This window comes from Prevotella mikamonis (assembly GCF_055381405.1).
Window position 1 is genome coordinate 618,903 of the sequence record NZ_AP035785.1, and the last position, 25,767, is coordinate 644,669.

The 25,767-nt window shown below is 41.9% G+C and carries 23 protein-coding genes and 2 tRNA genes; 23 read left to right on the forward strand and 2 right to left on the reverse strand.

What is annotated here, in order from left to right; genetic code table 11:
• The first annotated feature begins 113 nt into the window (after nt 1-113).
• The 13 genes from atpD (at nt 114) to ACZ42L_RS02730 (ending at nt 11,182) form a co-directional block, all read left to right on the forward strand.
• Complete coding sequence (gene atpD / locus ACZ42L_RS02670) at nt 114-1,640, forward strand: F0F1 ATP synthase subunit beta (RefSeq protein WP_464700522.1); 1,527 nt, start codon at nt 114-116, stop codon at nt 1,638-1,640.
• Nucleotides 1,641-1,654: 14 nt separating this feature from the next.
• On the forward strand, nt 1,655-1,897 hold the full coding sequence (gene atpC, locus ACZ42L_RS02675; protein WP_464700524.1) for an ATP synthase F1 subunit epsilon: 243 nt from the start codon (nt 1,655-1,657) through the stop codon (nt 1,895-1,897).
• Between the two features lie 28 nt (nt 1,898-1,925).
• A complete protein-coding gene (locus ACZ42L_RS02680) occupies nt 1,926-2,315 on the forward strand; it encodes a hypothetical protein (RefSeq protein ID WP_464700525.1) in 390 nt (129 codons plus the stop codon).
• Nucleotides 2,316-2,347: 32 nt separating this feature from the next.
• Nucleotides 2,348-3,394 (forward strand): F0F1 ATP synthase subunit A, encoded by a 1,047-nt coding sequence (gene atpB / locus ACZ42L_RS02685; RefSeq protein WP_464716539.1) that lies wholly within the window; start codon nt 2,348-2,350, stop codon nt 3,392-3,394.
• A 55-nt stretch (nt 3,395-3,449) separates the two neighbouring features.
• On the forward strand, nt 3,450-3,692 hold the full coding sequence (gene atpE, locus ACZ42L_RS02690) for an ATP synthase F0 subunit C (protein WP_464700529.1): 243 nt from the start codon (nt 3,450-3,452) through the stop codon (nt 3,690-3,692).
• 10 nt (nt 3,693-3,702) lie between these two features.
• Nucleotides 3,703-4,221 (forward strand): F0F1 ATP synthase subunit B, encoded by a 519-nt coding sequence (gene atpF, locus ACZ42L_RS02695; RefSeq protein ID WP_464700531.1) that lies wholly within the window; start codon nt 3,703-3,705, stop codon nt 4,219-4,221.
• 5 nt (nt 4,222-4,226) lie between these two features.
• Complete coding sequence (locus ACZ42L_RS02700; protein WP_464716540.1) at nt 4,227-4,763, forward strand: F0F1 ATP synthase subunit delta; 537 nt, start codon at nt 4,227-4,229, stop codon at nt 4,761-4,763.
• Nucleotides 4,764-4,822: 59 nt separating this feature from the next.
• Nucleotides 4,823-6,409, forward strand: a complete 1,587-nt coding sequence (gene atpA / locus ACZ42L_RS02705; protein WP_464700535.1) for a F0F1 ATP synthase subunit alpha — start codon at nt 4,823-4,825, stop codon at nt 6,407-6,409.
• 6 nt (nt 6,410-6,415) lie between these two features.
• Nucleotides 6,416-7,387, forward strand: a complete 972-nt coding sequence (locus tag ACZ42L_RS02710) for a F0F1 ATP synthase subunit gamma (protein ID WP_464700537.1) — start codon at nt 6,416-6,418, stop codon at nt 7,385-7,387.
• A gap of 116 nt (nt 7,388-7,503) precedes the next feature.
• A complete protein-coding gene (gene ftsY / locus ACZ42L_RS02715; protein ID WP_464700539.1) occupies nt 7,504-8,463 on the forward strand; it encodes a signal recognition particle-docking protein FtsY in 960 nt (319 codons plus the stop codon).
• A gap of 20 nt (nt 8,464-8,483) precedes the next feature.
• Complete coding sequence (gene rimO, locus ACZ42L_RS02720; protein WP_464700540.1) at nt 8,484-9,785, forward strand: 30S ribosomal protein S12 methylthiotransferase RimO; 1,302 nt, start codon at nt 8,484-8,486, stop codon at nt 9,783-9,785.
• On the forward strand, nt 9,778-10,071 hold the full coding sequence (locus ACZ42L_RS02725) for an HU family DNA-binding protein (RefSeq protein ID WP_464700542.1): 294 nt from the start codon (nt 9,778-9,780) through the stop codon (nt 10,069-10,071). The genes rimO and ACZ42L_RS02725 overlap by 8 nt, the downstream gene beginning before the upstream one ends.
• Nucleotides 10,058-11,182, forward strand: coding sequence for an HU family DNA-binding protein (locus ACZ42L_RS02730; protein ID WP_464716541.1), 1,125 nt, complete (start codon nt 10,058-10,060; stop codon nt 11,180-11,182). Before ACZ42L_RS02725 ends, ACZ42L_RS02730 begins: the two co-directional genes overlap by 14 nt.
• Nucleotides 11,183-11,308: 126 nt before the next feature.
• On the opposite strand, the gene ACZ42L_RS02735 is transcribed toward ACZ42L_RS02730, so the two are convergent.
• On the reverse strand, nt 11,309-11,749 hold the full coding sequence (locus tag ACZ42L_RS02735) for a hypothetical protein (protein WP_464716542.1): 441 nt from the start codon (nt 11,747-11,749) through the stop codon (nt 11,309-11,311).
• Between the two features lie 133 nt (nt 11,750-11,882).
• On the opposite strand from ACZ42L_RS02735, the gene ACZ42L_RS02740 reads away from it, so the two are divergent.
• The 7 genes from ACZ42L_RS02740 (at nt 11,883) to ACZ42L_RS02770 (ending at nt 20,186) form a co-directional block, all read left to right on the forward strand.
• Nucleotides 11,883-13,544, forward strand: a complete 1,662-nt coding sequence (locus tag ACZ42L_RS02740; RefSeq protein ID WP_464716543.1) for a glycosyltransferase — start codon at nt 11,883-11,885, stop codon at nt 13,542-13,544.
• 34 nt (nt 13,545-13,578) lie between these two features.
• Nucleotides 13,579-16,140 carry an alpha-glucan family phosphorylase gene (gene glgP, locus ACZ42L_RS02745; RefSeq protein ID WP_464700549.1) on the forward strand — a complete coding sequence of 854 codons (2,562 nt, stop codon included), beginning with the start codon at nt 13,579-13,581 and terminating at the stop codon, nt 16,138-16,140.
• 213 nt (nt 16,141-16,353) lie between these two features.
• Nucleotides 16,354-16,440, forward strand: a tRNA-Ser gene (locus tag ACZ42L_RS02750).
• 24 nt (nt 16,441-16,464) lie between these two features.
• A tRNA-Glu gene (locus ACZ42L_RS02755) sits at nt 16,465-16,536 on the forward strand.
• Between the two features lie 135 nt (nt 16,537-16,671).
• A complete protein-coding gene (locus ACZ42L_RS02760; RefSeq protein WP_464701639.1) occupies nt 16,672-16,995 on the forward strand; it encodes a cupin domain-containing protein in 324 nt (107 codons plus the stop codon).
• 457 nt (nt 16,996-17,452) lie between these two features.
• Nucleotides 17,453-19,723: a TonB-dependent receptor gene (locus ACZ42L_RS02765; RefSeq protein ID WP_464716544.1), complete on the forward strand. Its 2,271-nt coding sequence runs from the start codon at nt 17,453-17,455 to the stop codon at nt 19,721-19,723.
• Between the two features lie 70 nt (nt 19,724-19,793).
• Nucleotides 19,794-20,186 (forward strand): rhodanese-like domain-containing protein, encoded by a 393-nt coding sequence (locus tag ACZ42L_RS02770; RefSeq protein ID WP_464716545.1) that lies wholly within the window; start codon nt 19,794-19,796, stop codon nt 20,184-20,186.
• Between the two features lie 54 nt (nt 20,187-20,240).
• Here ACZ42L_RS02770 and proS read toward each other — a convergent pair whose 3' ends face one another.
• The gene (proS, locus tag ACZ42L_RS02775) at nt 20,241-21,722 is read right to left on the reverse strand and encodes a proline--tRNA ligase (RefSeq protein ID WP_464716546.1); all 1,482 of its coding nucleotides are present in this window, start codon (nt 21,720-21,722) and stop codon (nt 20,241-20,243) included.
• Nucleotides 21,723-21,920: 198 nt separating this feature from the next.
• On the opposite strand from proS, the gene ACZ42L_RS02780 reads away from it, so the two are divergent.
• The 3 genes from ACZ42L_RS02780 to ACZ42L_RS02790 all read left to right on the forward strand — a co-directional run bounded on the left by ACZ42L_RS02780 (nt 21,921) and on the right by ACZ42L_RS02790 (nt 25,737).
• The gene (locus ACZ42L_RS02780; RefSeq protein WP_464700557.1) at nt 21,921-22,601 is read left to right on the forward strand and encodes a YiaD family glycine zipper/OmpA-like lipoprotein; all 681 of its coding nucleotides are present in this window, start codon (nt 21,921-21,923) and stop codon (nt 22,599-22,601) included.
• 126 nt (nt 22,602-22,727) lie between these two features.
• A complete protein-coding gene (gene mtgA, locus ACZ42L_RS02785) occupies nt 22,728-23,459 on the forward strand; it encodes a monofunctional biosynthetic peptidoglycan transglycosylase (RefSeq protein WP_464706606.1) in 732 nt (243 codons plus the stop codon).
• A 4-nt stretch (nt 23,460-23,463) separates the two neighbouring features.
• Nucleotides 23,464-25,737 (forward strand): ATP-dependent helicase, encoded by a 2,274-nt coding sequence (locus tag ACZ42L_RS02790; protein WP_464716970.1) that lies wholly within the window; start codon nt 23,464-23,466, stop codon nt 25,735-25,737.
• Nucleotides 25,738-25,767 lie beyond the last annotated feature (30 nt).

A 25,767-nucleotide genomic window follows, 5' to 3' on the forward strand; every position in this document is an offset into this window, starting at 1 on the left:
TAAAAGGTATTAAAAAAAGATTAAAACTAAGTGATATGTTACGGTTTTTATCTGTTTTTAATTACTTTTGTGCTAATCATAAATAGAAAAATTAAAATTAAAAGATATTACTTATGCCACAGATTAATGGTCGTATATCTCAGATTATCGGTCCTGTGATTGATGTGTATTTTGATACGCAAGGTCAGGATGCTGAACAAGTTCTGCCAAAGATTTACGATGCTTTGAAAGTTAAACGCCCAGACGGCAGTGATCTCGTTATTGAGGTACAACAACATATAGGTGAAGATACGGTTCGCTGTGTAGCTATGGATAATACCGATGGCTTGCAGCGTGACTTGGTGGTTGAGCCTACCGGGCAACCAATTGTGATGCCTGCGGGCGAGCAAATCAAGGGGCGTATGATGAATGTGATAGGGAAACCTATTGATGGTATGGAAGAGCTCCACATGGAAGGTGCTTATCCTATTCACCGTGAAGCTCCGACTTTTGACGAGTTGTCTACTCATAAAGAGATGCTCGCAACCGGTATCAAGGTTATCGACTTGTTGGAACCCTATATGAAGGGTGGAAAGATTGGCCTCTTTGGTGGTGCCGGTGTTGGTAAGACCGTGCTTATCATGGAGTTAATCAACAATATAGCCAAGGGGCATAACGGATATTCTGTGTTTGCCGGAGTTGGAGAGCGTACCCGTGAAGGAAATGACTTGATTCGCGATATGTTGGAATCTGGCGTTATCAGATACGGTGAGAAGTTCCGGAAAGCAATGGATGAAGGCAAATGGGATTTGTCGCTTGTTGATAAGGATGAGTTGAGCAAGTCGCAAGCTACTCTTGTTTATGGGCAGATGAACGAACCTCCTGGAGCGCGCGCTAGCGTCGCTTTGTCTGGTCTGACGGTTGCTGAAGAATTCCGCGATCATGGTGGTAAAGACGGAGAGGCAGCCGACATAATGTTCTTTATTGATAATATCTTCCGATTCACACAGGCTGGCTCTGAAGTGTCTGCATTGTTAGGGCGTATGCCTTCGGCCGTAGGTTATCAGCCTACCTTGGCTTCGGAGATGGGTGCTATGCAGGAGCGTATTACGTCTACTAAACGTGGTTCTATCACTTCTGTACAGGCTGTGTATGTACCGGCAGATGACTTGACAGACCCAGCTCCTGCTACAACGTTTACACACTTGGATGCAACGACTGAGCTTTCGCGTAAGATTGCAGAATTGGGTATTTATCCGGCAGTAGATCCATTGGGGAGTACATCGCGTATTCTGGACCCTCTTATTGTCGGAAAAGAGCATTATGATTGTGCGCAACGTGTCAAGCAGCTCTTGCAGAGGTACAATGAATTGCAAGATATCATTGCTATCTTGGGTATGGATGAGCTGTCGGATGAAGATAAGTTGACTGTGAACCGTGCGCGTAGAGTACAGCGTTTCCTCTCTCAACCTTTTGCTGTCGCAGAGCAGTTTACAGGTTTGAAAGGTGTCATGGTGCCGATTGAGGAGACGATAAAAGGATTCAATGCAATCCTTGATGGAGAGGTCGATGACCTGCCGGAGCAGGCATTCCTGAATGTTGGTACTATAGAAGACGCAAAGGAGAAGGCTAAGAAACTGTTGGCAGCTGCTCAGGCTTAAAATTGATAGAGTGTATGTTGAAATTGAAGATAGTTTCTCCAGAGAAGATAATGTTCGACGGTGATGTGGAAAGTATCATTGTTCCAGGGACACTCGGCTCTTTTGAGATACTGACGGCACATGCTCCTATCATCTCATCGTTGGAAGAAGGTACTGTTATGTATCGTCTGCCAAATGGGACAAAGCAAGAATTCTCTATTTGTGGAGGATTTGTTGAGGTGCAAAAGAATATCGTGAGTCTTTGTGTAGAATTGTAAGTGTCTCATATATAATAATATGTAAGTAATGGATGTAGAAAGACTTTGCCGCCAATATATCCGACAGAGCGTATTTCTAATAATAGGATTATCCTTGCTGGGATTGCTTGTGATGCAGTTGTCTATGTTAGATGGATTGTTGCACCCTATACTCTACAGTGTGGTATTTGCATTTATTATTGAAGTCGCTGATGCTTTGATATGGCGTCGAGTAGCTCTTCGCGCTCCCGATAGTTTGCCTACGTTCTTGCTTGGGGTCTCCGTTTGTAGGATGTTAGCAGCTTTGGCGTTCATATTTATCTACTATATGACGTCGGATGCAGATAATATATTGCTCTTCCTACTGGTATTCATGGCTTATTATTTTATGTTGATGGCACATCATACAATCTTCTTCAGAAAGATTATGCAGGACTAGACATTAAGAGATTTGAGATTAAGGAACAAGAAATGAAACAAATAAACAGTATCCTTTTGTTGTTGGCTATTATGCTGGTGCCAATGAATGTTCTTGCCAATGAGCAGAAAGGCGAGAAGTTGGATATCCCAACTATTGTGCTGGAACATTTGTCTGATTCGTATGAATGGCATATAGTTACATATAAGGGGAAACATATAGGATTCCATCTGCCGATTATAGTCAGAAGTTCGGCTACTGGTCAATGGACTTTCTGTACGGCAGAAAGTTTGCCGAAGCCATTTTATTTTGATGAGGCACATCATGGAAAAATCTATGAAAAGTTACCTAATGGAGAAACGGTACGTCCGCTCGATTTGAGTATTACCAAGGTTGTTGCTCAGATTTGGATAGTAGTATTTCTCTTGTTGGGTATCTTCCTTGCCTGTATGCAATACTACAAAAAGACGGATATAAAGTCTGATGCTCCGAAAGGTTTTATCGGCTTGATGGAGATGTTGGTGATGTATATCCATGATGATGTGATTAAGCCGGCAGTTGGTGAAGCACATTGCAAACAGTATGCTCCTTATTTGCTGACGGTATTCTTTTTCATATTCTTATGCAATATTATAGGTCTGTTACCGATTTTCCCTGGTGGAGTCAATATTACTGGTAATATAAACATCACGCTCTTTTTGGCGCTTTGCACCATGTTGGTTGTGAATCTGTTTGGTAACAGAGAGTATTGGAAGGAAATCTTCTGGCCTAATGTGCCGATATTCCTCAAAGCACCGATACCTTTGATGCCAGTGATAGAGCTGTTTGGAGTCTTTACAAAGCCATTTGCCTTGATGATTCGTCTCTTTGCGAATATGATGGCAGGCCATGCTGTGATATTGAGTTTCACCTGTGTTATCTTCCTAGGATGGTCTATGGGTGTCGGCTATGGCATAGGTCTGAATATTTTTAGTGCTATCATGCTGCTGTTCATGAATCTTCTTGAAGTGTTAGTAGCATTCATCCAGGCATATGTCTTTACAATGTTGAGCGCAGTGTTTATCGGATTGGCTCATCCAGAACATCACACTGCTGAATAAATAGATAGAAATTATTGGAATAGAATATATTAACATTAAATTAAAACATAAAATTATGATGATTACAACATTATTAGCTGCAGAAGGTTTGGCACAGATGGGTTGTGCTTTAGGTGCAGGACTTGCTACAATTGGTGCCGGTTTGGGAATTGGTAAGATTGGTGGTAGTGCTATGGATGCTATTGCCCGTCAGCCTGAAGCTAACGGAAAGATTTCTTCCAGCATGATTTTGACAGCTGCATTTGTTGAGGGATGTGCTCTGTTTGCTATTGCAGCTTGTGCATTCCTTATCAAGTAATAAATAAAGAATGGATAATTTACCATCAATATTAACTCCTGATATAGGACTCCTGTTTTGGATGTTCTTAGCCTTTCTGGTAGTTTTCATTGTGCTGGCCCTTGTAGCCTTCCCACTTATTATTAAGATGGTGAATGGCCGTAAGGAATATATAGACGAGAGTTTGCGCAAAGCACATGAAGCTTCGGAACGCTTATTGAATATCAAGCAGGAAGGTGAATCCATTCTGCAAGAAGCGCGTGAGAAACAAGCTGTAATCTTAAAGGAAGCTAGTAGCACACGCGATACCATCGTTGAGAAAGCACAAGAAAAGGCTAGAGAAGAGAGTGCTCGACTGTTGAATGATGCAAAAATGCAAATTGATGCAGAAAAGCAGAATGCAATCCGCGAGATACGCTCACAGGTTGCAGAACTCTCTGTGAAGATTGCGGAGAAGATTCTACGTGAAAAGCTGGCTACAGACGATGAGCAGATGGAGCTGATTGATAAGTTGATGGGTGATATTTCTGAGAATAAAGAGAAAAAATAGCATTTATGGAACTAGGTGTAATATCGGTAAGATATGCTCGTGCATTGTTGAAACATGCTACGAATATGTCTGTTGAGACTCTTGTCTACCAGGATATGCAGTCGCTGTATGATTGTTATCTTGAGATGGCCGAGCTGCGTTCAACGATAGATAATCCTATGCTTTCTAAGGATAAGAAGGAGCAATTGCTTGTAACGGCCTGTGGTATGAACGCATCAGAGGCAACACTGTCTTTTATCCGGCTTGTTTTAAAAGAAGGTAGGGAGAAGGCCTTGCAATTCATGGCTGCTTCATATATTACTTTATATAGGAAACAAAAGAATATCACTTATGGAAAACTGTCTACTGCCACAGTTGTAGCTCCTGCCGTAGAGCAGAAGATGAGACAGTTGGTAGAGAACAGAACCCTTGGCACTGTAGAATTCAATACAGAGGTGAATCCCAATATTATAGGAGGATTCATCCTTGAATATGACACTTATCGTATGGATGCTAGTGTAAGAACACGTCTCAGTTCGATATTGTCGCAGTTGAAACAATAGGATTCAAGTATCTAGATTTGATAATGCTTGATCTTAGATTATAATTAAAGATATTAATAATGTCAGATAAAATTAAACCAAGCGAAGTGTCAGCTGTCCTCTTGCAACAGCTTCAAGACATCAATAGCACGGGTCAATTTGATGAGGTCGGAACTGTTCTTACCGTTAGTGACGGCGTAGCCCGTATCTATGGTCTGCGCAATGCCGAGGCTAACGAACTCCTTGAATTTGAGAATGGAACAATGGCTATTGTGATGAACTTGGAAGAAGACAATGTGGGTTGTATTCTTTTAGGTCCAACATCAGGTATCAAAGAAGGTCAGGTTGTTAAGCGTACACATCGTATTGCATCTATTCGGGTGAATGACAATATGTTAGGTCGTGTCATTAATCCATTGGGAGAAGCTATTGATGGCAATGGTGACATTGATTTAACAGACTCCTTCGAGATGCCTCTTGACCGTAAAGCTCCAGGTGTGATTTATCGTCAACCGGTGAAAGAGCCTCTGCAAACAGGATTGAAGGCTGTAGACTCTATGATTCCTATTGGTCGTGGTCAGCGTGAACTTATCATTGGAGACCGCCAAACGGGTAAGACTGCTATTGCTGTTGATACAATTATTAACCAGAAGAGTTTTTACGATGCGGGTAATCCTGTGTATTGTATCTACGTTGCTATTGGCCAAAAGGCTTCAACAGTTGCCAATTTGGTACAGACGTTGAAGGAACATGGTGCTTTACCTTATTCTATCATTGTCAGTGCGACGGCCGCAGATCCTGCTGCTATGCAATATTATGCACCGTTTGCAGGTGCTGCTATTGGTGAGTATTTCCGAGATAGGGGCTACTCAGCATTGGTGGTTTATGATGATTTGTCAAAGCAGGCGGTAGCTTACCGTGAGGTGTCATTGATTCTTCGTCGTCCCTCTGGTCGTGAAGCATATCCAGGTGATGTGTTCTATTTGCACTCGCGTTTATTGGAGCGTGCTGCCCGTATTAACGACCAGCAAGAGATTGCTGAACAGATGAACGACCTTCCTGAAAGTATGAAGGGGCATGTAAGAGGTGGAGGCTCGTTGACTGCTTTGCCTATTATTGAGACCCAGGCGGGTGATGTGTCAGCTTATATTCCTACGAATGTTATCTCTATTACCGATGGTCAGATTTATTTGGAATCTAATCTTTTCAATCAGGGTTTCCGTCCTGCTATCAATGTAGGTATCTCGGTATCTCGTGTAGGTGGTAGTGCTCAAATCAAGAGTATGAAAAAGGTTGCCGGTACTTTGAAGATTGATCAGGCACAGTATCGTGAATTGGAGAGTTTCTCAAAATTCTCTTCGGATATGGATGCGGTGACGGCTATGACACTAGATAGAGGACGTAAGAACAACCAACTTCTTATCCAACCTCAATATAGTCCAATGCCTGTAGGAGAGCAGATAGCCATCCTTTATTGCGGTGTACACGGATTGATGCATGATGTACCAGTAGAGAATATACGTGAATGCCAAGATGCTTTCTTGGATAAGCTGCGTGTACAGTATGGTACGACTATTGAGTCGTTGGCCAAAGGGCAGTTGACTGAAGAAGACACCTCGGTTATAGAAAGTGTAATGGCCGACATCTCCGGACAATATAAAGCATAATAGCCTATGCCTTCATTAAAAGAGATAAAAACCAGAATAGCCTCTGTCAATAACACCCGTAAGATTACGAGTGCTATGAAGATGGTTGCATCTAGCAAACTTCATCATGCGCAGGTTGCCATTCAGAATATGTTGCCATACGAAACGATGCTGGAGCATATTCTGAAGACTTTCTTGGTTTCTTTACCCGATGCTCAAAGTGAATATGACAAGGTGCATGCCCATATCAAGCGTGTTGCTTTGGTGGTATTTAGTTCCAATACTTCTCTATGTGGTGGATTTAATGCCAATATCATTAAGATGATGCAGCAGGTGGTAAATGATTATAAGGCTCAGGGAATTACGGATATTGTCATTTATCCGATTGGTCGCAAAGTGGCAGAAAAAGCTCAAAAGCTAGGTCTGCAAGTTGCCGGTGATTTTACAGAACTTGCAGAAAAGCCTTCGGCAAGCAGTTGTGCGGATATTGCTACGACCCTTGCTCATCTCTACCAAGCAGGCGAAATAGATAAGGTAGATATGATTTACCATCATTTCAAGAGTGCGGGTTCTCAGATTCTCACGCATAAGGTATTCCTGCCGATAGACTTGTCGACCGAGACTATAGGTGCAGAGAACGATAGGGATTTGACGAGTAATGTTGTTACAGCCAAAGCTCAAGAGTATCTGCGTAAGAAGAAAGAGACAGAGAAGAAGAGGCAGGAAGATGTAGCCAAGTTGAACGATGATTATATTGTAGAGCCGGATTTGGCAACCGTATTGGGTGTCTTGATTCCCAAGCAGCTGAATCTGATGATTTATACAGCATTGTTGGATAGTCTGGCTAGTGAACATGCAGCTCGTATGGTTGCTATGCAGACGGCCACAGATAATGCAGATGAATTGCTCAAAACCTTGAATTTACAGTATAACAAGAGTCGTCAACAGGCTATTACCAATGAGTTGCTCGACATTGTTGGAGGTTCTGTGAACAACTGATGTTTCTGTAACAATCATATAGATAAGGGGATATGCTGTATAAGCATGTTCCCTTTTTTGATTTTAGTCCGTTATTATTCAGTCAAAAATCGTATCTTTGCAGAAAAATATATAGTATGGGAATCTTTGGTCTATTCAATAAGAAAAAGAAAGATACGCTAGAGCAGGGGTTAGAGAAAACAAAACAGAGTGTTTTCTCCAAACTGACGCGTGCTGTTGCTGGGAAATCTAAGGTTGATGATGACGTCTTGGATAATCTGGAAGAAGTGTTGATTACCTCCGATGTGGGTGTTGACACTACGTTGAAGATTATAGAGCGCATTGAAGAGAGGGTGGCACGTGATAAATATGTATCTACCTCTGAACTGAATGGCATTCTGAAAAGTGAGATAGCCTCTTTGTTGGCTGAGAATAATACGACAGATGGTGATGACTGGGATTTGCCGGTTTCCCATAAGCCCTATGTGATTTTGGTTGTTGGGGTCAATGGAGTTGGAAAAACAACAACTATCGGTAAGTTGGCTCATCAATTCAAGCAAGCAGGAAAGAATGTTTATCTGGGAGCTGCCGATACCTTTAGAGCTGCTGCTGTTGAGCAAATCCAAATATGGGGAGATAGGGTAGGAGTGCCTGTGATTAAACAGCAAATGGGGGCAGACCCCGCCTCTGTTGCATTTGATACCCTCCAGAGCGCAAAGGCCAACAATGCCGATGTAGTTTTGATAGATACAGCCGGACGTCTCCATAATAAGGTCGGTCTCATGAACGAATTGAAGAAAATCAAGGAAGTCATGAAGAAAGTCCTGCCCGAAGCACCAGATGAAGTTCTGTTGGTGTTGGATGGAAGTACTGGTCAGAATGCCTTTGAACAAGCTAAGCAGTTTTCTTCTGTAACCCAGATTACGAGTCTTGCCATCACCAAGTTAGATGGTACGGCCAAAGGAGGAGTGGTGATTGGTATTTCCGACCAATTAAAAGTTCCTGTTAAATATATTGGCTTGGGAGAGAAGATAGAGGATCTTCAACTCTTTAATCGTACAGAATTTGTCGAATCCTTGTTTGGGGAAGGACAGTAGATTCTCATATTTAGATTGTAATGAAGAAAAATCAGATAGATATAGTCACGCTAGGATGTTCTAAAAACCTCGTCGATAGCGAACTTCTCATGAAACAGTTCGAGGCCAATGGTTACCATTGTGTCCACGATAGTCAACGGCCTCAGGGCGAAATAGCAGTTATCAACACTTGCGGTTTCATAGAAGCTGCCAAAGAAGAAAGTATCAACACTATCTTAGGATTTATAGAGGCAAAGAAAGAGGGACGTCTCAATAAACTCTTTGTCATGGGATGTTTGAGCCAGCGTTACAAAGATGAATTGGAGAAAGAACTGCCAGAGGTAGATAAATTCTACGGAAAGTTTAATTATAAAACGTTACTTCAGGATTTAGGTAAAGCTGAGATTCCTTCTTGCAATGGTCTACGTCATCTTACCACACCACATCACTATGCTTATGTGAAAATATCGGAAGGCTGTGACAGGCATTGTGCCTATTGTGCCATTCCGCTGATGACTGGCAAGCACGTAAGCCGACCACAGGATGAAATACTTCTGGAAGTGAGAGAACTTGTAGCTTCCGGTGTGAAGGAATTTCAAATTATTGCCCAGGAACTTACTTACTACGGTGTCGATGTCGATGGCAAACGTCATATTGCAGAACTGATTTCTGCTATTGCAGAGATACCGGGTGTCAAGTGGATACGCCTTCATTACGCCTATCCCAATCAATTTCCTTTGGAATTGCTGGATGTGATTCGCAAATATGACAATGTTTGCAATTACCTGGATATAGCTTTGCAACATATTTCCAATCATGTACTTGATGCTATGCATCGCCATGTTTCAAAAGAGGAAACTATGGAATTGGTGCGGCAGATTAGGGAGCGTGTCCCTGGTATTTGTTTGCGAACAACCTTGCTGGTTGGTTTTCCTGGTGAAACAGAAGAGGATTTTGAGGAATTGTTGGAGTTTGTCAGACAAGCTCGTTTTGAGCGCTTAGGAGCATTCATGTATTCAGAAGAAGAAGGTACTTATGGTGCTCTTCATTACACAGATGATGTTCCGGCAGAAGTGAAGCAAAACCGTTTGGACCGTTTGATGAAATTACAGGAAGAAATCAGTACTGAGTTGACAGCTCTGCAGGTGGGGAAAAAGCTTCGTGTTATCATTGACCGTAAGGAAGGCGACTACTATATCGGACGTTCAGAATTCAGTTCTCCCGAAGTAGACCCGGAAGTATTAATTCCTGTTGCCGCTCGGAAATTACGAGTAGGGAATTTCTATCTTGTCCGCATTACTGATAGTGATGAGTTTGACTTATATGGAGAAATAGATGAATAATAAGGAATACATTGCAGAATTGGCGCAGAAGACTGGCTATACACAGGCTGATACGCAGAAAATGGTCAAGGTAGTCATCGACAGGATGCTAGATACTCTGGTCGAAGACGAGACTGTCTCTATTGCAGGATTCGGTACGTTCGAGGTGAAGAAGCGATTAGAAAGAGTTGTTGTAAATCCTTCCACGGGCCAGAAGATGCTTGTTCCTCCCAAGTTGGTTCTTAATTTTAAGCCCAATGCACAAATCAAAGAGATATTGAAAGAAGGAGGCAATGAAGATGAATAGCAATGTATTTCTTTCTGAAATGTGTAAGTCTCTGGAGCAGAAGTTCAATCTTGACAAGGAGACGGCGCAGGCATTTGTAGAGCAAATGTTTATTGTACTGGGCGATGGCATACGTCATGATAAGCAAGTAAAAGTAAAGGGGCTCGGTACTTTCAAGACAGTCTATGTGAGTGCTCGCGAAAGTGTAGATGTCAATACAGGGGAGCGTATTCTCATAGAAGGGCGAGATAAGCTGTCTTTCTCGCCTGAATCTAGCGTAAAAGAATTAGTTAACAGGCCATTCGCTCAATTTGAAACCGTTGTAGTAAATGATGGTGTAAATACGGAAATATTATCTTATGTCGAGACTGAAGGGAATGCCGATGAGCCGGAAGAAGTGAAAGTTTCTCCTACATTGCACGAGGAACAAACTGAAATTCCGGGCGAAGAACCAACGGAACAACCTATGATGGAAGCTCCTGCTCCGATTGAAGAGGCTGAAGATATTGTTGCTGTAGAGCAAGAACCTGTTAGTATTGCAGAACAGACAGGAATATACAGTGCCAGTTTGGAGGAACAACCGGCATTAGAAGAAGAACAAGAGGAAAGTACGGATGGTAGGACTTCTAAACTCCCTGTTATCTTGCTATCGGTATTGAGTGGTCTCTTCTTCTTGTTATGTTGCTTTGGTGGCTATTTCTTTATGCAGGAACTGAGGCGTCGTGATGCAATGATTGAGAAATTGGCTAGCCAGCTGCAAACGAAGCATCAAGAGTCTCAACCTACCAAGGTATTGACAACTCAGAAGAAGAAAGATGTGTCTGATTCTGTTATCAAAAAGCCTGTAGAGCCTGTCGTGACGAAGCAAGTCTCTCAAGCCGAACCGGCAAAACCCCAGAGTGAGTTTGCTTTGATGGAACAAAAAGATGTCCGGGTGAGGACAGGCGCTTACCATATTATAGGTGTCAAAGAGGTTGTGACAGCAAAGAAGGGCCAGACTTTGAAGTCAATCAGTCGCACTTATCTTGGACCGGATATGGAGTGCTATGTAGAAGTGCTCAATGGAATAAAGGAAGTTCAGGCGGGTGACAAATTGAAAATACCAGAATTGAAACTGAAGAAACGTAAGTGATGATTCTTTTAGAATGATAGGTAATTAACTGCAAGGCCTTTTCAGCATTGCTGAAAAGGCCTTGCAGTTATACTGAAGAGGCTAGGCAGTAAAGTTGCCTGGGCTTTGCAGTAGACAGAAGTTTACCTAGTGAGCTGCAAGTGGGTCTTTCTTGACCACAAACATGAGCGATTTAGGGAGTTTGACCCACTTCCGATTGACAACAATCTTGATGTTGCTGCCATCTTTTTGGGTGAAGAGGTAGATTCCGTCTTTTTCTTTAGATAAAGTGGCCGTTAAATCTTCACTTCCGTAGTCATTTGATATTTCCAGATTTGCTTTGTTCTGTGAAATTATATCTGCGCTGATAATCAACCATTTCCGCGTATCTCTTATCGCACCGAGATAGCCGGGAAGCTCTCCCAGGATTTCCTGGTCTTTGACTACTATATTTTTTTCGTAGAAATTCATGTATATATATACCTGATACTCTTGGTTGTATAGGTAGCCTTTGAATGCCTTGTTTTCTTGCGCTGAAACCAGTAGTGAAAAAGTGAAACATAGACAAGCAGATAATATCCTTTTCATCGTGGGTAACTAATTGATTGTTGCAAAGATAATTATTTACATCAAGAAAAGGCCTGGTTTAATCAAATATAAGGTTTTAAAGTTGTCAAATTAGATAATTTATATTAAATTTGAAGCGCTATTTTATTTAATTATGAGCAAAGAACAAAGATTTCCCGACTATATTTTTGAATCTAGTTGGGAGGTATGTAACAAAATAGGCGGTATATACGCCGTGCTTTCTACGCGTGCTAAAACGCTACAGGCGCTACTTGGTGATAAACTTATCTTTATAGGTCCGGATTGTTGGAAAAATACAGAAAGTCCATTTTTTGAGGAAGATGAAACAATCTATGCCGACTGGTTGGCACAGACGAAATGTGAAAAACTTTCCGTGCGTATAGGGCGTTGGAATATTCCCGGACGTCCGGTAGCCGTTTTAGTGGATTTTACCCCATTTTATCAGCAGAAAGATGAGATATATAGCCAGATGTGGGAAGATTTTCAGGTTGACAGTCTCCATGCGTATGGCGATTATGATGAAGCCTCTATGTTCTCGTATGCCGCGGCTAAAGTCGTAGAGAGTTTCTACCACTTCTATCTGAATGAGCAATCACAGGTGATTTACCACGGCAATGAATGGATGACCAGCCTGGGCTTGCTGTATGTACAGAAGTGTTTGCCACAAGTTGGAACTGTCTTTACAACTCATGCTACAAGCATAGGGCGCAGTATAGCCGGGAATAACAAACCCTTGTACGAATATTTGTCGGCTTATCATGGCGACCAGATGGCTGCTGAATTAAATATGCAGAGCAAACACTCTGTAGAGAAACAAGCTGCCTTGAATGTGGATTGTTTTACTACCGTGAGCGATATTACTGCCGCCGAATGCCGTGAGTTGTTGGATAAACCGGTAGATTGTGTGTTGCCCAATGGATTTGAGGATAACTTTGTACCTAAAGGTGCTGCATTTACAAAGAAGCGCAAAGAGGTGCGTATCAAGATGTTGAACATCGCCAATTCCTTGTTGGGAACAGACTTGGGCGATGATACGCTGATTGTGGCTACGAGCGGTCGTTATGAATTCAGGAATAAGGGAATAGATGTCTTTATTGAAGCTATGAACAGACTTCGGTTTGATGCGGAGCTTCAGAAGAATGTCGTTGCTTTCATAGAAGTACCCGGTTGGGTAGGAGATGCCCGTCAGGATTTGCAAGAACGACTGGCTTCCGGCAAGAAATATGATACGCCATTGCCTGATTCGATGCTGACTCATTGGCTGCATAATCCTCTGGAGGATAGAGTGTTGGGCATGGCTCGATATCTGGATTTCCAGAATAGGGCAGAAGACAAGGTGAAGTTGATATTTATACCTTGCTACTTAAATGGTGATGATGGTATTGTCGATATGCCTTATTATGATGTCGTATCAGGCAATGACCTCTCTGTATTCCCGTCTTACTATGAACCTTGGGGATATACGCCATTGGAGTCGATAGCCTTTAAAGTGCCTTGTATTACGACGGATTTAGCTGGTTTTGGGCTTTGGGCAAATGCCGAAAAAGGAAAATCGTGCAAGTTGATAGATGGAGTAGAGGTGGTTCACCGAACCGACTATAACTATTCTGAGGTAGCCGATGAAATAAAAAATGCAATAGTAGCCTATGCTTCACTTGACGATGCAGCCGTGAAGAAGGCACGGGATAATGCCAGTAAGTTGTCCAAGCAGGCCCTTTGGGATAAGTTTATTGCTTATTACAAAGTTGCCTATGACATAGCTTTGTCGAAAGCCGTATCTCGAAAGAATCAATAAGAAATAGTATAAAATTTATATAAATAAATATTTTATGAAAATTAGAGCTGATTACACGAATGCTCCACAATGGAAAGAGCTGACTATTAAGTCAAGACTTCCGGAACAACTACAGTGTCTGAATGAACTCGCTCACAACATGTGGTGGGCATGGAATTACGAGGCACGCGACCTCTTTAAGAGTCTTGATGAGAAACTCTATGAAGAAGTGGGGCATAATCCGGTATTGCTGTTGGAACGCCTGAGCTATGATCGCAAGGAGCAGATTGTGAATGATAAGGCTACGATGAAGAATGTGAAAGACATCTATGCCAAGTTCCGTGCTTACATGGATGTAAAGCCGGATGCAAAGCGTCCTTCTGTAGCTTATTTTAGCATGGAATATGGTATTAACCAGGTTGTTAAGATCTATTCTGGAGGTCTTGGTATGTTGGCCGGTGACTATCTGAAAGAAGCATCAGACAGCAATGTAGATATGTGTGCTGTGGGCTTCTTGTATCGCTATGGCTATTTTACTCAGTCTCTGAGCATGGATGGTCAGCAGATTGCCAAGTACGAAGCACAGAACTTCAACTCGCTTCCTATTGAGCGTGTTTACAACGAAGATGGCACTCCGATGATAGTTGACGTTCCTTACTTGAATTATCAGGTTCACGCAAGTCTTTGGTGTATGAACGTGGGGCGTATCAAGTTGTATCTCTTGGATACGGATAACGAGATGAATTCAGAATTCGATAAACCTATTACTCATGCACTTTATGGTGGTGATTGGGAAAATCGTTTGAAACAGGAAATTCTCTTGGGTATCGGTGGTATACTTACCTTAAAGAAACTTGGTATCAAGAAGGATGTATATCATTGTAACGAAGGACACGCTGCTTTGTGCAACTTGCAGCGTTTGTGTGACTATGTAGACGAAGGACTCAGCTTTAATCAGGCTATGGAATTGGTTCGTGCCTCTTCGCTATATACCGTCCATACTCCTGTACCTGCTGGTCATGATTACTTCGATGAGACTCTTTTCGGAAAATATATGGGTGGTTATCCTGCTCGTTTGGGTATTTCTTGGGATGAGTTCATCGGTATGGGGCGTGAGAATCCGGAGAATCATGAAGAGCGTTTCTGTATGTCTATCTTTGCATGCAATACTTGCCAGGAAGTTAATGGTGTAAGTAAGTTGCATGGATGGGTAAGTCAGAAGATGTTTGCTCCAATCTGGAATGGCTATTTCCCGGAAGAAAATCACGTTGGATATGTGACAAATGGTGTGCATTTCCCTACTTGGACAGCAACAGAGTGGCGTGAGGTGTATGACAAATACTTTGATGCTTCATTCATGAGCGACCAGAGCAACGAAAGCATCTGGCACGCTATCAACGATGTTCCTAATGATGAAATTTGGAACACCCGCATGACTTTGAAGAAGAAGCTGGTAGACTATATTCGTGAAAAGTTTACAGAATCTTGGCTCAAGAATCAGGGTGATCCTTCAAGAGTGGTATCGCTGTTGGAACGCATTAATCCTAATGCCTTGATGATTGGTTTCTGTCGTCGCTTTGCTACCTATAAACGTGCTCACTTGTTGTTCACCGATTTAGACCGTCTGGCTAAGATTGTAAACGATCCTGAGCATCCTGTGTTATTCTTCTTCTCTGGGAAGGCTCACCCGGCAGATGGTGCCGGTCAGGGATTAATCAAGAAAATCTTTGAAATTAGCCAGCGTCCAGAATTCCTCGGCAAGATTATCTTCTTGGAAGATTACGATATGCAGTTGGCTCGTCGCCTAGTTTCGGGTGTTGATATTTGGATGAATACGCCAACACGTCCTCTTGAAGCATCGGGAACTTCTGGTGAAAAGGCCGAAATGAATGGTGTTGTAAACCTGTCAGTGCTTGATGGTTGGTGGGTTGAAGGCTATCGTGAAGGTGCAGGATGGGCTTTGCCACAGAAGCGTACCTATGAGAATCAGGGGTATCAGGACCAATTGGATGCTGCTACAATCTACAGTCTGTTGGAAAATGAGATTATTCCTCTCTACTATAATAAGAACAAGAAGGGATATAGCGATGTTTGGCTGAAGGTCGTGAAGAATTCTATTGCAACGATAGCTCCTCACTATACAATGAAACGTCAGCTGGACGATTATTATGAGAAGTTCTATCAGAAAGAAGCTGCCCGCTCAAAAAAGTTGCAAGCTAATGGTTATCAGCTAGCCAAAGAGATTGCAGCGTGGAAAGAAACAGTGGCAGAGCGTTGGGATTCAATCCATGTTGTATCTAAAGACACTCAATTTATAGAGAATGGTGGAGAGACTGGAGTTGAGACTACCATTAAGTATGTTATCGACGAGCAGGGACTTAATGATGCCGTAGGATTGGAACTCGTTATCTTGAAGAATAGTCAGAATAGTGACGAGCAAGAGATTTATGGTGTTCATGAGTTTAAGATGGTTGGCCATGAAGGTAATCTTTATACCTTCGAGGCTACTGTTGAGCCGAGTGATGCAGGTGCGTTCCGTACTTGTGTCCGCATGTATCCTAAGCATGAACAACTGCCACATCGTCAGGACTTCTGCTATGTGAAGTGGCTTGACTAATAGAGGTATCGTATCATATATGTACAATGATGAGCTCGGTGATTCACCGAGCTCATTATGTTTGTATTTATTCCCACATGTAGGTACACTGATAGGGATGAAATAAAATAGTTGATAAAAACTATAGAATAATTTTGGTAATATTGAATATTTGCATTACCTTTGCACCGCATTTAAGAACAATGCTTGGTAAGTTCGGTTTAGACCAATCTTGGAAGGATGGGTGAGTGGCTGAAACCACCAGTTTGCTAAACTGACGTACGGGTTACCGTACCGGGGGTTCGAATCCCCCTCCTTCCGCAAGCGAAGTTCTTGATGCCAACTGGTCGGTTCATCTAACGGTTAGGATACAAGATTCTCAATCTTGGCATACGAGTTCGATTCTCGTACCGACTACTAAGCAGCTTTATCGGCTGCTTTTTTTATGTCTGTCTGTGTCTGTGGTAACAATTGTTACTACTTTTTCTAATTTTGCTTCATGGTATAGATATTGTAAGTAATGTCTATAAATATAAATTAAATCATAGCATGATGGTAAAAATAGAAAAAGGAAAGGTTTTCACTGTAACTAGTCTTGTGGAATATGTAGAGGGTGGTGTTGTTTCGAAGGAGTTAATTCATAATGATGTTGGTAGTATTACGCTGTTCTCTATTGACGAAGGACAAGGATTGTCTGAACACATTGCCCCCTATGATGCGTTTATCCAGGTGATGGAAGGTGAGATGGAGTTGGCGGTTGAAGGCGTTCGGTCTGTTGTTAGAGAAGGAGAGTCGTTTATAATTCCATCCGGTGCAAGGCATGCAGTTTATGCAGTCAGGAAATTTAAGATGCTGCTGACAATGATTCGAGGCTAGGAGTTGGTTTTGTGTAGAATAACTTTTGTTAGATAGCATTATTTCTCTATCTTTGTGTCCGATGAAATATAAGGCGCAAAGACATATACTGGAAGCATGGCTGTTATTGGTGATATTTGTACCAATATTTGTCATGTCTTCTTTGCATGTGCATTCTTCTGATTCGACTACGAACGGTGTATGTGTTGCTTGTCTTCATCATGTAACGCATGCAAGCCATTTGGATTCTGCAACAGGAGACTTGGATTTTTGTGTACTTTGTCAATTTCATGGTTTCTTATTTACGCCTGCGGTCGTTTTATTCTGTTGCTTCAATACAAGAGCCTATGTGGTAAAGCGGTGTGGACAATGCAGGAGATGGTTTATCAATTATTCCAATTTCTTTTTGAAACGTGCTCCTCCTGCTACTTGTAATCTACGAAAATCATAGTTTTACAAATAGAAGGAAAAAGACATTATGAAGAAAATATTTTTATTGTTACTGTTGTCTTGTATGTATATGATGACGGTAGCATCACCTGTAGTAGGGAAAGCAACCCTCTCAGGTCAAGTGACGGATGCTATTGATGGTAGTCCGTTGATAGGTGTTGTTGTAACAGTTCCCGAATTAAACATAGGCGCAACGACTGATGAAAAGGGGTATTATCTGTTTGATAATCTACCCCAACGCAAGTTAACCGTGCAAGTAACCTACATCGGGCATAGGGTTATAGTTGAGGAGATTAATCTTGCAACAACCCGTGTGAGAAACTTTTCAATGGAAGAAACGAATGCAATGATTAATGAGGTTGTTGTAACGGGTATCACTGGGAAAGCTTTATTAAAAGATATGCCTACACCGGTTACACTGGTTAGTCAGCGTGAATTGCAGATGGCTCAATCTACTAATATTATCAATGCCTTGGCACATCATCCCGGTATTTCAGAGATTACGACTGGAAATGGTATATCTAAACCCGTGATTCGTGGACTTGGTTTCAATCGTGTGGTGGTGGTTAATGATGGTGTCAGACAAGAAGGACAACAGTGGGGGGATGAACATGGTGTGGAAGTAGACCCACAGACGGTATCTTCTGTGGAGATATTGAAAGGTCCTGCTAGTTTGATGTATGGTTCTGATGCGATGGCAGGAGTGCTTATCTTTCATGATACACCTGCATTGGCAAAAGGTGAGATGAAGGCCAATGTGTCTGGTGAATATCAATCAAACAATTCCTTGCGCAATTATTCGCTCGATATAGCTGGTAATCAAAATGATTTTGTCTGGAATTTCCGCTTCTCTGATAAGTATGCAGGGGAATATAAGAACAGGTATGATGGTAAGGTGAAGAACTCTCAATACACAGAAAAAGGTGTAAATGCTATGTTGGGATTGAATCGTAGTTGGGGATATTCACATTTGAATCTGGACTATTATTACCTGAAGCCAAGTATTGTGGAGGGCGAACGAGATGAAGTTACCGGAGAATTTGAAGATGAGACGCCGTTCCAGCATGTGAAGCATTATAAAGCAGTCATTGATAATACCGTATATATCGGTCAGGGTTCTCTGAAGTCTATATTAGGATACCAGCACAACAGGAGGCAAGAGTTCGAGGAATCTCCTACCGATCCAGGACTTGATTTCATGCTTCATACCATCAATTACGATATACATTATGAAGTGCCACACTTAGGTGGGTGGCGTTGGAACTTTGGTACAAATGGAATGTATCAGCGTTCATTGAACAAAGGTGAGGAATTCCTGATTCCTGCTTATACGCTTTTTGATATAGGCGTTTTTGCAACAGGTGGTCTTAAGATTAATCATTGGAATATCAGTGCGGGATTAAGATATGATAATCGTCATCTGCATAGCTTTGGACTTGATCATGTCTTTGAGAAAATCTCTCGTAATTTCTCCGGTTTGACAGGAAGTGTAGGAGCTACTTATTCGTTAGGTGATATTGATGTCAAATTGAATATAGCACGCGGTTTCCGTACTCCTACTGTTGGTGAACTTGCTTCGAATGGTGTTCACGAAGGTACAATTCAGTATGTTATTGGAAACAAAGAACTCAAGCCGGAATATAGTTGGCAGATTGATGTAGGGTTTGATTATACATCAAAGATTGTATCTACTCAGTTGAGTCTGTTTGCAAACTTCATTGATAATTTTATTTTCAATCATAAATTGAATGGTGTCAAGACAGAAGGATACGATACTTATCAGTATACGCAAGGCAATGCGCGACTGTTAGGTGGAGAGATTAGTATTGATTTTCATCCTATAAGGAAGTTGCATTTTGAGAATACGTTCTCGTATGTCAATGCCATTCAGGCTCATCAGCCGAAAGAGTCGAAGTATTTACCTTATACACCTGCTCCCCGATGGACTTCGGAATTGAGTTATACTTTTGTCAATGATGGTAAAGTGTGGGATAATACTTACGCAGCAGTAACGATGGAATGCAATCTACGGCAGAATCATTTTTATGCGGCAGATGATACGGAGACGGCAACTTCTTCGTACACCTTGGTAAATTTGTCAGCCGGTACAGATTTTAAAGTGAGAGGTAAAAAGGTTATATCTTTAATCTTCACACTGAATAATGTGTTTGATCGTGCTTATCAGAATCATTTGAACCGTTTGAAATATGCTGCTGTCAACAATATGACTGGAAGAAGAGGGGTATTCAACATGGGACGTAATTTTGGTGTAAAGCTGATAGTTCCATTATCTCTTTAGAATTCGTGATATGTAAAGGTGCGTATCATATTTATTTCTTATATTTGCATTATCAAAAAGAAAAAGTGATATGAAATGTAGATTAATAAAGATGTTGACGGCTCTTCTAGGATTGACAGGAGTCGCTTGTGTGCAGAAAAATGTTCCGGCAAATACAATTGTCTCGGTAGATGCTGCCAGCTTTGAGAAGGCTTTATCTGATGTAAATGCGCAGATAGTAGATGCCAGAACTTCAGAAGAATTTGCTAATGGGCATATTGGGAAAGCTCTGAATATAGATGTAACTCAGTCTGATTTTACAGAGAAGGCCAAGATACAACTAGATAAAAGCAAGACATGCTATGTGTATTGTAGAAGTGGTAGGCGTAGTTTGATGGCTGCCGATCTTCTGGCAAAAGATGGTTTTAAGGTTGTTAACCTAAGAGGTGGCTATCTAGAGTGGGAAAGTTACAAAACTAAGTAAGTGTATAAAACAATAAAAAGCAAAAGGGATGTCAGCTTGACATCCCCTTTTTGTTTAGTAACTTCTAGCGATAATGACGCGATATTTAGCCGGCTTGCCGCTGACCATATCGGTTCCTGGAGTCTGTTCAAATGCAAAGGGGACACATCGTATGGTAGCCTGTGTCTCTTCTTTGATTTTGGCCTCGGTCTCTTCAGTTCCATCCCAATGGCATAAGAAGAACCCACCATCTTTAATTTTTTCTTTGAAGACTTCATAGTCATCACATTCCGTGATTCTACTATCGCGATAGCTTTTTGCCTTTTTTAGCAGGTTAGACTGAATGTCAGCAAGTAAGTTTGTAACTCGTTCAACAATTCCATCAAAGGATACATTCTCTTTTTTTAGTGTATCTCTTCTCATAATCTCAATAGTATTGTTCTCAAGGTCTCTTCCTCCCATGACTAATCTTACCGGAACACCCTTTAATTCGTAATCGGCAAATTTAAATCCAGGACGCTTGTTGTCCGCATCGTCAAATTTAACGGTAACACCCAGGGCTTTGAGTTGGCTAATGACAGGACTTAATTTCTCTGTGATAGCATCCAATTGCTCTTGGTTTTTAGAGATAGGAATGATGACTACCTGGATAGGAGCTAGCTTTGGAGGTAATACAAGACCATTGTCATCAGAGTGTACCATGATGAGTGCACCCATCAAGCGGGTTGAAACTCCCCATGAGGTAGCCCATACATATTCCGGTTTGTTTTCTTTGTTCAAGAAGGTGACATCAAAACTCTTGGCGAAATTCTGGCCAAGGAAGTGGCTTGTTCCGCTCTGAAGTGCTTTGCCGTCTTGCATCATTGCCTCGATAGTGTATGTGTCTAATGCTCCGGCAAATCTTTCAGTTTCGCTTTTTACACCCTGAATGACAGGAACTGCCATCCAATTTTCTGCAAAATCAGCATATACATGCAACATCTTTTTAGCTTCCTCTTCGGCCTCTTCTTTCGTGGCATGAGCGGTATGTCCTTCTTGCCAGAGGAATTCACTGGTACGGAGGAACGGACGGGTTCTCATTTCCCAACGCATCACATTGCACCACTGGTTACACATCAATGGTAGGTCGCGATAAGAGTGAATCCAGTTCCTGTATGTATTCCAGATAATTGTTTCTGATGTAGGACGAATAATTAATTCTTCATCCAGTCTGGCCGAAGGGTCTACTTCGACACTGCTGCCGTCTTCACTGGATTTTAAACGGTAATGAGTGACGACCGCACATTCCTTGGCAAAGCCTTTTACATGCTCGGCCTCTTTTGAGAGAAATGATTTGGGGATAAGCAGTGGGAAATAAGCGTTTTGTGCACCGGTTTCTTTAAACATCTTGTCGAGTTGCTCTTTCATCTTTTCCCAGATTGCAAATCCGTATGGTTTGATAATCATGCAACCACGTACGGGAGCTTGCTCTGCCAAATCTGCTTTGATTACCAAGTCGTTGTACCATTGACTATAATTGTCGGCACGTTTGGTTAAATCTTTTAGTTCTGTCGCCATCGTTTCTTTATTTTATAGTGTTTTAGGGAAAACTATATGGCCAAATAGGCGTTTCCCTTGTTTTCTGATGTAAATATCTAATTATATTTGTAGCGCAAAAGTACGAAAAAAGTTGGTTAACACAATGAGGTTGTGCGAAAAACTACTATCTTTGCACTGTGATAAATAGAATATAAATAACTTACAAAATAAGAGATTATGAAGAAAATGAAGGTTATGACACTTAGCTTGTGTCTTTTGACAGTATTTAGTTGTGCAACAAAACAAGGAACAGGTTCACTGATTGGAGCTGGTGGTGGTGCTGTGTTAGGTGCTATTATTGGCAAGATTGCTGGTAATACAGCTGTAGGTGCAGCCATCGGTGGTGCAGTAGGTACTGGTGCTGGTGCTATCATCGGTCGTCATATGGATAAGGTGGCAGCTGAGGCAAGAGCTCAAGTTGAGAATGCAAAGGTCGAAGAAGTTACAGATGCCAATGGTTTGAAGGCTGTTAAGGTAACATTTGATAGTGGTATCTTGTTTGCTACTGGTAAAGCCGTTTTGAATCAAAAGTCTAAGAACGAATTGGCAAAATTCTCTAATGTACTGAAGAACAATGCCGATTGCTATGTTGACATCTATGGTCATACAGATTCTACAGGTAGTGATGGCATTAACATTCCATTGAGTAACGATCGTGCTAAGAGTGTTGTTACCTATCTGACGAATTGCGGTGTCTCTGGCAATCAGTTCCAGAATGTAACAGGTAAGGGTAGTTCAGAGCCTGTAGCCGATAACTCTACTGCAAGTGGACGTCAGCAGAATCGTCGTGTAGAAGTTTATATGTATGCTTCTCAAGCTATGGTTCAGTCTGCAAATAATGGAACATTGTCACATTAAGATAGAGTTGAGACAAGAGAAAATATTATAAAATAAAAAGAGAAGGTTGCCACTTATGTATATTTGTGGTAACCTTTTTCGTATGCTGACAACGCATAATTATCTGTTCTAGAATATCTATTTGTAATGAGCTTTATTTGGAAAATCATCCGTTGGGTAGTTGCTGGTTTCCTTGCTTCGACTATATTGGCTGTTGTTATCTATCGCTTTCTGCCGATATATTTTACCCCTCTCATGTTCATCCGTTGTTTTCAACAGATTGACAGTGGGCAATCTATAGAGTTACATCATCATTGGGTTTCGTTAGATAAGATTTCTCCCCATCTCCCTGTTGCTGTGATGGCCAGTGAAGATCAGCGTTTTTTGTTGCATCACGGCTTCGACTATGATGCAATCGAAAAAGCTGCCAAGCGCAATCTTCAAGGGGGAAAGCGTAAGTTGGGGGCGAGTACGATTAGTCAGCAGACTGCCAAAAATGTTTTCCTGTGGCCTGGACGTTCTTGGGTTCGTAAAGGATTCGAGGTCTATTTCACGGCTCTTATTGAGCTGATGTGGAGCAAGCAACGAATTATGGAGGCATACTTAAATTCTATTGAGATGGGAAATGGCATTTATGGAGCTGATGCAGTGGCCGAATACCATTTTGGGAAAACAGCTTTGGAACTCAGTAGAGGAGAATGTGCGTTGGTTGCAGCTACATTACCTAATCCCCGTAAGTTTAGCAGTAAGTCGCCCAGTGCATATATGAAGAAGCGCCAAAGGCAAATAGAAGCTAACATGCGTTTTATTCCGGCGTTTCCTTCAGAAGGCAAAGATTATAATCCCCGCACCGTAGTTGGTGGTGTGTATTCCCGATGATATGATGATAGAAAATGAATTCCTGACGGCATTGAATCCTTCACAGCGTGTTGCTGTGGAATATTGTGATGGTCCTGAACTTGTTATTGCTGGTGCAGGGTCTGGAAAGACACGTGTATTGACTTATAAAATAGCCTACTTGCTCAGCCAAGGTTACCACCCTTGGAGCATTTTGGCACTCACCTTTACTAATAAGGCGGCCGATGAGATGAAGGATCGTATAGCTCGAATCGTAGGAAAGGAACAGGCTTTTCGTCTCAATATGGGTACTTTCCATAGTGTTTTCTCCCGCATCTTGCGTGTAGAGTCAGATGTTATCGGTTATCATTCCAATTTTACAATCTATGATGAAACCGACTCACGGTCTTTATTAAAAACCATTATCAAGGAATTAGGACTAGATGATAAGGTATATAAGCCTAACTCTGTACATGCAAGAATCAGCATGGCAAAAAACAAATTGATATTGGCACAGCAATATGCTTCAAATCCAACAATGATGGAGCGTGATCGTGATGCACGCATGCCGGAGATTGGGCGTATATTCAGTATCTACGAGCAGCGGTGTCTACAGGCTAATGCGATGGATTTCGATGATTTGTTGGTCGTTACTTACAAACTGTTTGCCGAACATCCGGATATCTGTACCAAGTATGCAACACGTTTCCAGTATGTCTTGGTCGATGAGTATCAAGATACCAATTATGTCCAGCAGTGTATCGTCTTCCAGTTAACCCAAGTCAACAGGCGAGTGTGTGTGGTTGGAGACGATGCCCAAAGCATCTATGGATTTCGTGGAGCAAACATAGATAATATATTGGAATACAGTAAGATATATCCAGACTCTCAACTTTTTAAGTTGGAACAGAATTATCGTTCGACGCAACGGATAGTTCAGGCAGCCAATAGCTTAATCAAACACAATGAGCGTCAGATACCTAAGGATGTATTCAGCGAAAACGATACAGGCGAGAAATTGGTGTTAAAGTCGCTGTATAGCGATAAAGAAGAGGCTGCTGTAGTCTGCAAGGACATAATGCGTATTCGTCGGCAAGATGGGGGGACGTATAGTGACTTTGCCATCCTTTATCGCACCAACTCGCAAAGTCGTAGTTTCGAAGAAGAGTTGCTGAAGTATAATATCCCGTATCGCATCTATGGTGGTATGAGTTTCTATCAGCGTAAGGAGATTAAGGATATCATTGCCTATTTCAGGTTGATTGTCAATCATGATGACGAAGAGGCCTTTAAGCGTATTATCAATTATCCTGCCAGAGGTATCGGCAATACGACATTGCAGAAAGTTGTAGCTGCTTCACAGCAATCAGGTGTCAGTTTGTGGACTGCCATTACACAGCCTACGATGTGTGGGTTGGAACTGAGCCGTTCTGTATTCGCGAAGTTGGAGGCTTTTGCCCAGATGATAGAACAGTTTACTTGTCAGTTGACTACGGTCGATGCTATGTTGCTTGGCGAGGAGATAGTCAAGCAGAGTGGTATCAGTGCTGATATTTATGCCAGCAAAGATGCTGAAAACCTATCCAAGCAAGAGAATCTGACAGAGTTCTTCAACGGGCTTCAGGAATTTGTAGAAGGTAATAGGGAAGAGGGACTTGAAGAACGAGTATATCTGCCTGACTTCCTGCAAACAGTGGCGTTGTATCAGGATAAGGAAACCGAGGACGAGAGTAAAGTCAATCTTATGACGGTACATGCTGCCAAGGGATTGGAGTTCCCTACCGTTTTTATTGTCGGATTAGAAGAGAATATCTTTCCTAGCCCGATGTCGATCAATAGTCTGAGGGAATTAGAGGAAGAGCGTCGATTGCTGTATGTGGCCATTACCCGTGCAGAGAAGCGTTGTATTCTCACTTGTGCCAAGAACCGATGGCGTTACGGCAAGTTGGAAACGTATGTTCCCAGCCGATTCCTGTATGATATTGATTCGCGCTTTATTGTCGTAGATGAAGGTAGGGGAAGGGGTTCCGAGACAGCTTGCCGGGCAGTTCCGCGGAAACAAATAGAACCGATAGAGAAGCCGCGCCCTGCTTATACACCCTCTTTCCGTCCTGTCCGTGTGGTGCAACAGCCTGTAGAGCCTACCCAGTCAGTAACATACGATTTACGGGTGGGAAGTAGAATAGAGCATCAGCGATTTGGTATCGGTGTTGTTCAGAAGATAGAGGGTGAAGGTGAAAATACCAAGGCTACGGTTGAATTCGTGAATACAGGTACGAAGCAACTGCTATTAAAATTTGCCAAGTATAAGGTGTTGTAAGTTGTAAATCCTTCGCTGGGCTACAGTATT